The 12740-nt window shown below is 70.6% G+C and carries 12 protein-coding genes; 6 read left to right on the top strand and 6 right to left on the bottom strand.

Annotated elements, in window-relative coordinates:
• Positions 1-320: 320 nt before the first annotated feature.
• Positions 321-767 carry an FxsA family protein gene (locus tag H504_RS35685; RefSeq protein ID WP_035304745.1) on the top strand — a complete coding sequence of 149 codons (447 nt, stop codon included), beginning with the start codon at positions 321-323 and terminating at the stop codon, positions 765-767.
• A gap of 79 nt (positions 768-846) precedes the next feature.
• Positions 847-1404: a superoxide dismutase family protein gene (locus H504_RS0117785; RefSeq protein WP_026423872.1), complete on the top strand. Its 558-nt coding sequence runs from the start codon at positions 847-849 to the stop codon at positions 1402-1404.
• Between the two features lie 955 nt (positions 1405-2359).
• Here H504_RS0117785 and H504_RS0117790 read toward each other — a convergent pair.
• The 5 genes from H504_RS0117790 to H504_RS0117810 form a co-directional block, all read right to left on the bottom strand.
• A complete protein-coding gene (locus H504_RS0117790) occupies positions 2360-3169 on the bottom strand; it encodes an NUDIX hydrolase (protein WP_026423873.1) in 810 nt (269 codons plus the stop codon).
• Between the two features lie 10 nt (positions 3170-3179).
• Entirely contained in the window at positions 3180-5675 is a 2496-nt protein-coding gene (locus H504_RS0117795) for a DEAD/DEAH box helicase (protein WP_026423874.1), read from the bottom strand.
• 60 nt (positions 5676-5735) lie between these two features.
• Complete coding sequence (locus tag H504_RS35690) at positions 5736-6212, bottom strand: hypothetical protein (protein WP_035304747.1); 477 nt, start codon at positions 6210-6212, stop codon at positions 5736-5738.
• A gap of 245 nt (positions 6213-6457) precedes the next feature.
• Positions 6458-7327, bottom strand: coding sequence for a metallophosphoesterase family protein (locus H504_RS0117805; protein WP_026423875.1), 870 nt, complete (start codon positions 7325-7327; stop codon positions 6458-6460).
• A gap of 28 nt (positions 7328-7355) precedes the next feature.
• Entirely contained in the window at positions 7356-7748 is a 393-nt protein-coding gene (locus tag H504_RS0117810) for an ATP-binding protein (RefSeq protein WP_026423876.1), read from the bottom strand.
• A gap of 197 nt (positions 7749-7945) precedes the next feature.
• Here H504_RS0117810 and H504_RS0117815 point away from each other — a divergent pair, with 197 nt between their 5' ends.
• The 4 genes from H504_RS0117815 to H504_RS35700 all read left to right on the top strand — a co-directional run bounded on the left by H504_RS0117815 (position 7946) and on the right by H504_RS35700 (position 10670).
• Positions 7946-8302, top strand: a complete 357-nt coding sequence (locus H504_RS0117815) for an STAS domain-containing protein (RefSeq protein ID WP_035304749.1) — start codon at positions 7946-7948, stop codon at positions 8300-8302.
• Between the two features lie 170 nt (positions 8303-8472).
• Positions 8473-9420 carry a sensor histidine kinase gene (locus H504_RS0117820; RefSeq protein ID WP_026423878.1) on the top strand — a complete coding sequence of 316 codons (948 nt, stop codon included), beginning with the start codon at positions 8473-8475 and terminating at the stop codon, positions 9418-9420.
• A gap of 66 nt (positions 9421-9486) precedes the next feature.
• On the top strand, positions 9487-9954 hold the full coding sequence (locus H504_RS38810; protein ID WP_051385996.1) for a hypothetical protein: 468 nt from the start codon (positions 9487-9489) through the stop codon (positions 9952-9954).
• Positions 9951-10670, top strand: a complete 720-nt coding sequence (locus H504_RS35700) for an ANTAR domain-containing protein (RefSeq protein ID WP_035304751.1) — start codon at positions 9951-9953, stop codon at positions 10668-10670. The genes H504_RS38810 and H504_RS35700 overlap by 4 nt, the downstream gene beginning before the upstream one ends.
• A 6-nt stretch (positions 10671-10676) precedes the next feature.
• Here the strand turns inward: H504_RS35700 and recQ are convergent, their stop codons facing one another.
• Positions 10677-12506, bottom strand: a complete 1830-nt coding sequence (gene recQ, locus H504_RS0117835; RefSeq protein ID WP_026423879.1) for a DNA helicase RecQ — start codon at positions 12504-12506, stop codon at positions 10677-10679.
• Between the last annotated feature and the right edge of the window lie 234 nt (positions 12507-12740).

A 12740-nucleotide genomic window follows, 5' to 3' on the forward strand; every position in this document is an offset into this window, starting at 1 on the left:
ACCTCGTCGTGCGGAGAGTGGCAGCGCACCTCGTCGTGCGGCCGGAGTACGTGGGCCGCGGTCCGTTCTCCGGTGCGGAGTCGGTCCTCACCCACGCGTGTTGCTTCCCCGGGGTCATCCGGGGTTCTCATGACAATAGTGTGAACTCGGCGTATCCGGGATAGGCCAAGCGGTCCCCGTGGTGAACACCACGTGGTCTTGACCGGCCCGTTACCCGGACACGCCGCGCTGACCTGCGGGTTTGCCGGTTGGGAGCTTTCCCGGCCGCTCGTGCGTTAGAAGGACATCCACTGAATTGACCGCCGTACGAGGAGCCCGAAGTGCCCGTCCTGCTGATCATCCTGCTGGCCATCGCCGCCGAGATCACGGTGATGGTCTCCATCGGTAGCCTCATCGGCGTCCTGCCGACCATCGCCCTGCTCGTCCTGGCCACCGTCCTCGGCGGCTACCTGCTGCGCCGCGAGGGCCTGCGCACCCTGGCCGCGCTGCGCGAGGCCGTGTTCCTGCGCCGGACCCCCGAACGCGAGGTCGTCGACGGCATGCTCATCGCCGCCGCGGGTGTCCTGGTCGCCCTCCCCGGCTTCATCAGCGACGTGGTGGCCCTCTTCCTGCTGTTCCCACCCACCCGCGCCCTGGTCCGCCGCCGCGTCATCCGCCGCGCCGAGTCCCGCGGTCCGATCGTCGTCGTCGGCTCGGTGGTCCCGGACCGCCCCGTCGACCTCCCCGGTCCGCGCGTGGTCGAGGGCGGCGTCGAGCCCGGTCGCTAACCCCCCGGTATGCACCTGATGAGGTGAAGGACTTGCCAGTGTGGCCGACTTCCGGCCGGCAACGACCAGGATCACCCCCATGCGCAAGCTACTGACCGTGGCCGCAACGCTCCTCACCGCCGCCGCGGTCGCCACCCCAGCATCCGCGACCCCCCTCCACCACCACGGCGCCTTCGGCTCCTTCACCACCTGGCACGACGGCGCCACAGCCATCACCTACGACCAGGAGAAGGTGCCGGTAGGAGCGAAGGTCGCGGTGATCCCCTTCGCCTTCGGCAACCGGACCACCATCACCCTGTGGGTCTACGGCCTCCTCCCCAACCGCCACTACGGCGCCCACGTCCACATCAAGCCCTGCGGCCCCACCCCCGCCGACGCGGGCAGCCACTTCCAAAACGTCCCCGACCCCGTCCAACCCTCGGTCGACCCGGCCTACGCGAACCCGCAGAACGAGGTCTGGCTCGACTTCGGCACCGACGACCACGGCGCCGCCATCGCCGTCGCCACCGTCAACTGGCGCTTCGCAGGCCGCCAAGCCAACGCCGTCGTCATCCACAACGAGCACACCCACACCGAACCCGGCCAAGCCGGCACCGCGGGCCCCCGCCTAGCCTGCGTCAACTCAACCTTCCCCTAACCCCCCACCAAGACGCGCACCTGCCACCCCGGCCCACGCGCCTCAACCCCCCGGCCCCCATCGACGAAGCGTCACCCCCGCACCGCGCCCCGCGAAACCCCAGCCCCCATCGATGAAGCACCACTCCCGCACCGCGCGCCTCGAAACCCGCCAACCAGGCGAAGAAGCATCACAACCAACTCGCCCCGCGCGCCTCGGGACCCGCCGACACCAACCGCCCGTTGGGGTGGACTTGTTTTGTGTGGGGGGACGGTGACCGCAAAGCTGACTGGCGGGTAAGGCCACGTCTTTCCAGTGGCCCCGCCTTTTAGCCTTACCGTGCGGTTGCCGTAGGGGCCCCACACAAAACAAGTTCACCCCAACGGGCGCAGCCCGCAAAATCTGGCGCCCGAGGCCGGCGTCGCCGGAGGCGACCAGGCCGAACCCCGAGGCGCAGCCGAGGCCCAGAGACCCCTCACCCGCCCCCACACCAAGATCAACCGAGGGTATGCGTGGCGAGGCCGCAGCCAGCCGATTTCCCGCCGTGAGAGGGTTTCGCACGCCACCCGGGTAGTCCTTGGGTGAGTCCGACTCGGCCTGGGCGACCATGTGCCGCAGTGCGGCCAACCGCACATCAGGCAGCGCACTGCGCAGCGCCTGCGCGACCTCGGTTGGCAGTCCGACCGAGGTGCGTGGCCCACGCACGCTGGTGGCGATGACCAGCTTCCCGTCCAGTTGGCTGTCCAGCCGCGGGGTCTGTCGAAATGGTCCGGACTCCACTTGGTCGAAGACGTAGCGGTACAGCTCGTCGGAGTCGATGAGGCCGTATCAAGTCCGGTAAACGCACCATAGAGATCACCGGCTCGAACACCGCTCAACACCAACAGATCATCGACGCCTTCATCGTGGCGGAGCAGAACCGCGACAACTAGGGACAGAGCCTAGACCGACCCACCGACAGCCCAGCCCACGAGCCTCAATCCGGCATCAAGTCCTGCAACCACCCCGGCCCCATGATCTCCGCCCCCACCGCCACACACCTGCGCCGGAGTTCCCGGTCAGCCGTCACCACGAAACACCCGGGGTTTTCCGCGGCCACTTCAACAATCGTGTCATCCCCTTCGCCCGCGGCGGAGACGACCTCCACGATATCCGTCGACCGAGTGCGCCGTGCCTGACCCTCGACCACCAGGATGATGTCCGGATAAGCGATGTCGAACGGCCCGAGCCCGGGGAACTCCTCAGTAGCACCCAACCGGTCACGCAGCCGCACGGCGGCGCCCGCCCGGTCGCGCCACCAGCCGTCCGGGCGGGAGCCCATGACGTTGGCGCAGTCGACGACCAAGACCACCGGTTCGAGGCAGTCGCGCAGTCGGGTCCAGTTGGCGGCGAACGGGGCGAACAGGTCCAGGTCGGTCACCGCACCCACCGGTACCCAAGCGGTGTCGATGGTCTCGGCGGACGCGGGTTCCACCGGGAACCGCGAGTCGGCCCAGGCGATCACCGTCGAGTATGTCCAGCCGTCGTGGTCTTCGACGGTCACGCCGATGGGGTCGACCAGGTCGGGGTCGAGGGTGCTCTCCTCACTCGCCTCGCGCAGCGCGGCTGTGATCGTGTCCTCGTGGCTGTCCCGCGCGCCGCCGAGCATGCCCCAGGTGCCGTCGGCGCGTTGTTGCAGGAGGACGTGGTCCTCGGCGACCGGCAACAGGCCCGCCGCGCCGTGTTCGCCCCAGTGTTCGTGGCCCAATCCGCAGACGACCATCCGGTCGCCGTCACCCCTGGTCACTTCAGTCCTCTCACAGGTCGCCGACGGCGGTGATGTGGACCGCCGCGGTGCCCGACTCGTCGGAGGCGGCCAGGTCGACCTCGGCGGTGAAGCCCCAGTCGTGGTCGGCCGCCGGGTCGTCGAAGATTTGCCGGACCAGCCAGCGTTCCGGCTCCTGTTCGATGATCAGGAGGGCGGGCCCGCGCGCGTTCGGGCCGACGCCGATCTGGCTGTGCAGCTCGAAGTACGGCTCCAGCGCGTCCTCCCACGCCCCGGCGTCCCAGCCGGAGTCGCCGTCGAGGTCGCCCAGCGCGGTGTAGTCGCGGCGGGCGGCCAGTTGGACCCGGTGGAACAGCGCGTTGCGCACCAGGACCCGGAAGGCACGCAGGTTCTTCGTCACGGCGGGCGGCAGTTGGTCGACCTTGTCCTCGTCGTCCGTTGGGTTGGTCAGCTTCTCCCACTCGTCCAGCAGACTGGAGTCGACCTGCCGGACCAGTTCGCCCAACCACTCGATCAGGTCAGTGAGCTCCTCGGTCTTCGCCTCGTCCGGCACCGTCTGCCGCACCGCCCGGTAGGCGTCGGCGAGGTAGCGCAGCACGAGGCCCTCCGACCGGGCCAGGCCGTAGAGCGACACGTACTCGGTGAAGGTCATCGCCCGCTCGTACATGTCGCGCACGACGGACTTCGGTGACAGTTGGTGGTCGCCGACCCACGGGTGGCCACGCCGGTAGGTCTCGAACGCCGCGCCGAGCAGTTCGGCCAGCGGCTTCGGGTGGGTGACCGCCTCCAGCAGCTCCATCCGCTGGTCGTACTCGATGCCCTCGGCCTTCATCGCCGCGACCGCCTCGCCGCGCGCCTTGTGCGCCTGGGCGGACAGCACCTGCCTCGGGTCGTCCAAAGTGGACTCCACAACGGACAGCACGTCCAGCGGGTACGACGGCGACTCCCGGTCCAGCAGGTCGACCGCGGCCAGCGCGAACGGCGACAGCGGCTGGTTCAGCGCGAAGTCGAACTGCAGGTCCACCGTCAACCGCACCCGGCGCCCGTGCTCGTCCGGCTCCGGCAACTGCTCCACCACACCGGCGGCCAGCAGTGCCCGGTAGATCGCGATCGCCCGGCGGATGTGCCTGCGCTGCGCGGGCCGGTCCTCGTGGTTGTCCTCCAGCAGGTGCCGCATCGCGGCGAACGCGTCGCCGGGGCGGCCGATCACGTTCAGCAGCATCGAGTGGCTGACCTGGAAGCTCGACGTCAGCGGCTCCGGCTCGGCGTCGCGCAGCCGCTCGAAGGTCGGCTGCCCCCAGGAGACCATGCCTTCCGGCGGCTTCTTGCGGACGAACTTGCGCCGCTTCTTCGGGTCGTCGCCCAGCTTCGCCAGCGACTTCTCGTTCTCGATCACGTGCTCGGGCGCCTGCACCAGGACCGTGCCCAGCGTGTCGTAGCCCGCGCGGCCCGCGCGCCCGGCGATCTGGTGGAACTCGCGGGCCTTGAGGACGCGGGTCTTCTGGCCGTCGTACTTGGACAGCGCGGTGAACACCACCGTCCGGATCGGCACGTTGATCCCCACGCCCAGCGTGTCCGTGCCGCACACGATCTTCATCAGGCCCGCCTGGGCCAGCCGCTCCACCAGCCTGCGGTACTTGGGCAGCATCCCGGCGTGGTGCACGCCGATCCCGTGCCGCACCAGCCGCGACAGCGTCTTGCCGAACCCCGAGGAGAACCGGAAGTCGCCGATCAACGCGGCGATCCGGTCCTTCTCGGCGCGGGTGCACACGTTGATGCTCATCAGCGCCTGCGCCCGCTCCAGCGCCGCCGCCTGGGTGAAGTGCACAACGTAGATCGGGGCTTGGTTGGTGCTGAGCAACTCCTCCAGCGCCTCGGTCAACGGGGTCATCCCGAAGGAGAACATCAGCGGCACCGGGCGCTCCGCCGACGTCACCACCGCGGTGTCCCGGCCGGTGCGCCGGGTCAGGTCCTCTTTGAACCGGGTGACGTCGCCCAGCGTCGCCGACATCAGCACGAACTGCGCCTTCGGCAGCTCGATGAGCGGGATCTGCCACGCCCAGCCTCGGTCCGGCTCGGCGTAGAAGTGGAACTCGTCCATCACGACCTGGCCGACGTCGGCGTCCGCGCCGTCGCGCAGCGCGATGTTGGCCAGGATCTCCGCCGTGCAGCAGATGATCGGCGCCGTCCCGTTGACGCTGGAGTCGCCGGTCATCATGCCGACGTTCTCCGCGCCGAAGGTCGCGCACAGCGCGAAGAACTTCTCCGACACCAACGCCTTGATCGGCGCCGTGTAGAAGCTGCGCTTGCCGTGCGCCAACGCGGCGAAGTGCGCCCCGGTCGCGACCAGGCTCTTACCCGACCCGGTCGGCGTGCTGAGGATGACGTTGGCGCCGGAGACGATCTCCATCAACGCCTCTTCCTGCGCCGGGTACAGGGACAGACCCTGCTCGTCGGCCCAAGAGGCGAACGCGTCGAACAAGCCATCGGGGTCGGGGGAGGCGGGCAGCCGCGCGGTGAGCGTCATGGTGGTGTCGATCGTGCCAGTTCACAGCGCGCCACGTGCGCGGGGGAGTGTGCCCCGAACTCAAAACCTATGGCCGTAGAGGACGCTGCGGACGGCGCCGACGACGGAGGTGAACAGGGGCAGGCTCGGGTGCGACGGGTCCGGCGCGGTCGCCCAGAACGTCACCGACCGGTCGGTGTCCGCGGTCGGCAGCAGCACCCGCGCCGACACCGGCTCCACCCCCGGCGGCAGCGGCCTGCGGTGGTGCTCGTCGGGGATCGGCTGGGTGAGGAAGGTCCACTCGGTGCGCTTGCCGGGAGCGGCGAGCACCGGGCCCGCCAGCATCCGCAGGCGCAGCCACCACTGCACCTCCGCGCCCAGCCCCGCGCGCATGCGCAGGCCACCGACCTGGTCCCCGCCGAGGTCGAGGTAGGCGTTCAACGCGTCCCCGTCCACCGGCCAACCCAGTCTCGTCCGGTAGTCCGGCACGTCGAACACGGGCGCCGTGTCGACGCCCCCGTCCAGCGCGCGCAGGTCGGACAGTTCCGCCGCGGTCATGGCGAGCCACCTTTCGCCGTCGGCGGTCGGAGTGGCCTCTTCCCGGCCTGGTTTCCCGGCCGTCGACTTCTGTTCATCAATATGGGTGACGGTTACCGCAGCGACTCATCCCAACAAGGCATAACCCCCGCGTGATACCGGCCACAAAGGAACGGTATCACCGCAGGTCAACGCCGATATCGTGACGAACGAGGAAGTAACTACGGCAAGAGTGAACGAACGGCCCTAGACGAGCGGATCGCCGGTCACACGCGCTCGCGAACCGGCAGCACCTTCCGCAACAATCCGTGCGGATGGCCGTGCTTGCGCCACTCACGCGGGTAGCCCAGCGACACCTCCTGGAACTTCACCCCGTCGTAGTGGGTGATCCGGGGGATGTGCAGGTGGCCGTAGACCATCACCGCCGTCGGGAACCGGGTGTGCCAGTCGGCCGTCAGCTCCGTGCCGCACCACTGGGCGAACTCGGGGTACCGCAGCACCCTGGTCGGCTCGCGCGAGGTCGAGTAGTGGTTGACCAGCACGAACGGCTTCTCCGGGTCGGCGGCCGCGGTCAACCGGGCCTCGGTGTGCGCGACCCGGGCGCGGCACCAGTCGTCCCGCGTCTCGTACGGGTCGGGGTGCAGGTAGTACTCGTCGGTGCAGACGACGCCGCTGGCGTGCGCGATCTTCAGCGCCTCTTCCTTGGTGGCCGCGCCCTCGGGACGGAACGTGTAGTCGTAGCCGAGGAACATCGGTGCCACCCGCGCCGGACCGCCCTCGCCCTCCCACACCGGGTACTCGTCCTCGGGGGAGACCACGCCCAGTTTGCGGCACAATTCGACAAACCGCTCATAGCGCTCGACGCCGCGGGCCTGTACCGCGTCGGCGGGCATCGTCCACAGCTCGTGGTTGCCCGGTGTCCACACGACTTTCGCGAACCGCTCGGCCAGCAGCCCGAGCGTCCACTCCACGTCCGCGACCTGCTCGGCCACGTCACCGGCGACGATGAGCCAGTCGTCCGGTGCCCCGGGCCGCAGGTCGCGCACGATGTCCTTGTTCTCCGCGTAGGAGATGTGCAGGTCGCTGATCGCCAGGAGGTCGCCCACCGGGTCGATCTTTCCACCTCGACCGGTCATCGTGGGCGAGACGCGCGTCTCGCCCCGCTCACTCCGCGGCGCGGCGCTTGCGCACGGTGATGTGCACCGGCGGCCGAACCCCTTCACCCAACCCGGCGGTGACCTCGTCGGCCAGGGTGCGCAGCACGTGCCAGCCGAAGGTGTCCGTCGCCGGGGTGCGGCCATCGTTGGAGCGGGTGCTGGCGTGGAACTCGACCCCGTCCGCGGTCCGGGTGAACCGGCACTCCAGGTCCGCCGCGGGCGCCGCCAGCACGATCAACTGCGAGCACACCTCGTCCACCGCCAGCCGCAGGTCGGAGATCTCGTCCACGGTGAAGTCGGCGCCCATCGCCACCGAGGCGGCCACGCCGCGCACGATCGGCAGGTTCACCAGGTCCGCGCGCAACCGCAGTTCGACGTCGGGCTGGGCGGGCTCGGACACCTGTGCTCCTTCGGGGGCGTCGGGCCGGACGGGGCGGACGACTCGGGCACGCCGGACCCTCCCCGGTGGCGTGGGACGGATCGATCCGCCCGCGCAGAACCTACTAGGCTGGACGCCGAGGCGGTTGAGCAGCCAGCCGCCCCACTGTCGTGTCCGCACCACGGCGGCCCCGCGCCGCCGACCCGCGAAGGGTTGACATGAGCACGTCCGACCTGCTGACCGTCGAGTTCGCCGACCGCGACGACCTCGTGCTGCTGCACGTCCGCGGTGAGATCGACATGGGCACCGCCCCCGCGCTGCGCGACCACCTGGAGACCGCGGTCGGCCGCGGCGCCGACGGGGCGCCGCTGCTGATCGACCTGACCGGGGTCGGCTTCCTCGCCTCCGCGGGCCTGGCGCTGCTCGTCGAGTACCACACCCGCTGCCGCGACGCTGGCCGCCCGCTGCGCGTGCTCACCGGCGGCGGGGCGGTGCTGCGGGCCATCGAGGTCAGCTCGCTGGACAACGTGCTCGAGGTGCACCCCTCGGTCGAGGCGGCCATCGCCGCGGGCTGATCAGGCGGTGGCGATGGCATTAAGCCGGACGGTTCCGGCGCGCGTAGATTGTTGACCAGGCCGGTCACCGATCTTGTTCGACGGTGGACCGGGTGTGGGCCGGGGATGCCGGATCCGAGACCCGGAAGGGGCCGCCCGACGGTGAGCGACGTGAGGGGTCAACGGACACGATGACCACGCACGGGACCACCGAGGACACCCGGGCGGGCCACACCGCCCTGCTCTACCGCGGGGCCGTGGAATACCTGGCCGCGGTCCTGCCGTTCGTCCGCGGCGGCGTCGCCGCCGGGGACGCGGTGACCGTGGCCGCCCCCGTGGAGAACCTGGACCTGCTGCGCGAGGCGTGCGCCGCCGAGGGCATCGCCGGGGACGTGCGCTGGCTGGACATGGCCGAGGTGGGCGGCAACCCGGGGCGGATCGTGCCCGTGGTGCTGCACCCGGTGCTGGACCGCCCCGCCCGAGTGGTCACCGAGGTGGTGTGGCCGGACCGGCCGCGCGCCCAGTACCCGTCCTGCGTGCGGCACGAGGCCCTGGCCAACCGCCTGCTCGACGGCAGCGGCCTGCGGCTGCTGTGCCCCTACGACGCGGCCGCGCTGGAGCAGTCCGTGCTGGCCGACGCGTTGACCACCCACCCCGGCGTGCTCGACCGCGCGGGCTACCGGTCCAGCGTCGAGTACGCCCCGGAGTCGGCGCTGAGCGGCGCCGGGTCGGTGGGCCGCCCGGCCGAGCCGGACGCGGCCCGCGGCCTGCTGGTCGGGGTCGGCGACCTCGGCGCGGCCCGCGCCATGGTGTCCACCGAGGCCCGCGCGCACGGCCTGTCCGAGCAGCGGGTCGGCGACGTGGCGCTGGTGGTCACCGAGCTGGTCACCAACAGCATCGAGCACGGCGGCGGCCACGCCCGGCTCGCGGTGTGGGCGGCCGACGGTGAGCTCGTCTGCCAGGTCCGCGACGACGGCACCCTCGCCGACCCGCTCGCCGGGCTGCGGCCCGCCCCGGTGGACCAGGCGCACGGCCGCGGTCTGCTGCTGGTGCAGAGCCTGGCCGACCTGGTCACCATCCACGCCGACGGCCGGGGCACCGTGGTGCGGGCGCATTTCACCCGGGGAACGGGCGCTTGAGCCCAGGGCGGACCGGGTAAGTCCCCGTCAAGACCCGGCCAATCCGTGACCTGGAGGGCAGTGCAGATGACCGAGCACCCCCGGGGTGTCGCCCGCAGGCTCGTCGCCGTCACCCGAGGCGGTGACCTCGACCCGCGCACGCAGACCGGAGCGCTCGACGTACTCGCAGGCCCAGACCACCGCGACCGTCTCGCCGCCGTGCTGCGTGAGCTGGTGGTGGCCACCGCGGACATGATGTTGTGCCGGGCGGAGTCGTCCGGCCCCGACAAGGCGTTCGTGCTGGACCTGCGCGACGACACCGGCGACGTCGTCGACGTCGACCGGCTCGACCCACCGGTCCGCGCGCTGGTCCGCGCCCTGCTGGCCCAGCTCAACAGCCGCTTCGACGACGTCGACCTGCAACTGGAACTGGCGCTGCGCGACGACCCGCGGTTTGACCCGGTCGACGTGCTGGTGCTGGCCCTGCTGTGGACGGTCGGTTCGATCGAGTGGTGCGAGGAGCACGACGCCCCGACGCCCGGCTGGCTCGTATGACCGATGTGGTCTCACTCGCCCAGGAACTGGCCGAGGTGACCAGGCTCATTGGCGGCGAAGACGTGGCCTCCGCGTTGGACAGGTTCACCGACCGGGCGGTGCGCACCGTACCCGGCTGCACCCGGGCCGCCATCACGGTCCGCGCGCACGACGGCGAGGTCGAGACGATCGGCGCCCCCGACGTGGACTTCCGCGTCCCGGGGCCGGTCCGCGAGGCGCTGGCCTACCACGAGCCGCGGCGGATGGACGACGCCGCGGCCGACCAGCGCTGGCCCGCGTTCGCCACCCAGATGCTGATGAGCGGGTACCGGGGGTGCCTGGTGCTGCCGGTCCCGACGCACCGCCCGGGGCAGGCGGTGTTCTCGATGTTCTCCGGCGACGCCAACCAGTTCGACTCGCTGTCGTTCGACTTCGTGATGCTGCTGACGCTGAACGCGGGCGTGGTGTTCGACAACGTCTCGCTGTACCAGGACAGCACCCGCCTGGTGGAGCAACTGCGGACCGCGCTGGAGACCCGGACCACCATCGGGCAGGCGCAGGGCCTGCTGATGCAGCGCTTCGACTACGACGCGGAAACCGCGTTCCAGACGCTGACCGTGGCGTCGCAGAACACCAACCGCAAGCTGCGCGACGTCAGCGCCGCGCTGGTCGAGGCGCACAGCGCGGGGAACCTGGAGTTCGTGCTGCGGGTGCTGACCGCCCGTGAGTCGGTCTGAGCCCCGCTAGACCAGTTCCGCCAAGGTGTCCAGGACCTGCTGGCCGTACCGCGCCAGCTTGTTCTCGCCGACCCCGCTGATCCCGGCCAGTTGCTGCAGGTTCCCCGGCCGCACCGCCGCGATCTGGCGCAGCGTCGCGTCCTGGAACACCACGTACGCGGGCACCCCCTGCTCCCGGGCCGCGTTCCGCCGCCACTCGCGCAGCGCCTCGAAGATCGGCGTCGCCTCGGCGGAGAGCTCCACCGCGGGCTTGGCGGGCGAGGACGTGCGGGCGGACGGCAGACGGGCGGGCTTCTCCGGTTCCCGGCGCAGGTTGACCTTGCGGCCCTGGAACAGGACTTCCGCGCTCCGCTCGGTCAACGCGAAGGTCCCGTAGTCGCCCTCCACCGACAGCAGCCCCTGGGCGAGCAGTTGGCGGACCACCCCGCGCCACGACTGCTCGGTCAGCTCGGCGCCCTTGCCGAACACGGACAACTGGTCGTGCCGGTGCTGCGCGACCTTGTCGGTCTGCTTGCCCAGCAGGATGTCGATGACCTGACCGGCGCCGAACCGCTGGTTGCGCTCCCGGTCGAGCCGGTAGACCGTGGACAGCATCTTCTGCGCGGCGACGGTGCCGTCCCAGGACTCCGGCGGGGTGAGGCACGTGTCGCAGTTGCCGCACGGCTCGCCGGACTGGCCGAAGTAGTTCAGCAGTTGCACCCGGCGGCACTCCACCGTCTCGCACAGGGCGAGCATCGCGTCGAGGTGCCGGGTCTGCTTGCGGCGGTGCGCGTCGTCGCCGTCGGAGTTGTCGATCATCTTGCGCTGCTGCACGACATCGGCGAGGCCGTAGGCGAGCCACGCCGTCGACGGCAGCCCGTCACGGCCCGCGCGGCCGGTCTCCTGGTAGTAGCCCTCCACGGACTTGGGCAGGTCGAGGTGGGCGACGAACCGCACGTCCGGCTTGTCGATACCCATGCCGAAGGCGATGGTGGCCACGACGACCAGGCCGTCTTCGCGCAGGAACCGGGACTGGTTCGCCGCGCGCGTCCGCGAGTCCAACCCGGCGTGGTACGGGACGGCGTCGACCCCGTTGTCCACCAGGAACTGCGCGGTCTTCTCCACCGACGCCCGGGACAGGCAGTAGACGATGCCCGCCTCCTTGGCGTGCTCGGTGCGGATCAGGTCCAGCAGTTGCTTGTTCGCGCTCGCTTTCGGCGCGATCCGGTACTGGATGTTCGGCCGGTCGAAGCTGGCCACGAAGTGCTTGGCGTCGCCCAGGTTCAGCCGCTCGGCGATCTCCTTGTGCGTCGCGTCGGTCGCGGTGGCGGTCAGCGCGATGCGCGGCACTTCCGGCCAGCGCTCGTGCAACTCCGAGAGCGCCAGGTAGTCCGGCCGGAAGTCGTGGCCCCACTGGGACACGCAGTGCGCCTCGTCGATCGCGAACAGCGCGATCTTCGCGCGGTCCAGCAGTTGCACCGTCGACTCCAACCGCAGCCGCTCCGGCGCCAGGTACAGCAGGTCCAGCTCACCGGTCAGGAACGCCCGCTCCACGTCGCGGCGGGTTTGGAGGTCCTGGGTGGAGTTGAGGAACCCGGCCCGCACCCCCAGGTTGCGCAACGCGTCCACCTGGTCCTGCATGAGCGCGATCAACGGCGAGATCACCACACCGACCCCCGGCCGCACCAACGCCGGGATCTGGTAGCACAGCGACTTGCCGCCACCGGTCGGCATCAGCACCAGCGCGTCACCACCCGCGGCCACGGTGGTGATGATCTCCGCCTGCTCACCGCGGAACGAGTCGTAGCCGAACACCCGGCGCAGCACCTCGACCGCGGCCTCACGGGTCGCGCTCACCTGCTCCGGACCGGGCTCCGGCCTGCGGAAGGGCAGCGCGGGCGGACCGGTGTCGACATCGTCGTACACCGGCACGTCTTCGTCGGACGACTCGAACGGGTCCTCCGGTGGCTCGAGGTGTTCGAGGCCGTAGAGCCCGTGGTCACTCGGTGCGGAATCGGTCGGGCTGGTTTCGATCGGATCGCCGGACACGGCCGCGATACTACGACCACCCGCCCCGGCCCCGTGCCCTGG

Source organism: Actinokineospora inagensis DSM 44258 (assembly GCF_000482865.1).
GTDB lineage: Bacteria > Actinomycetota > Actinomycetes > Mycobacteriales > Pseudonocardiaceae > Actinokineospora > Actinokineospora inagensis.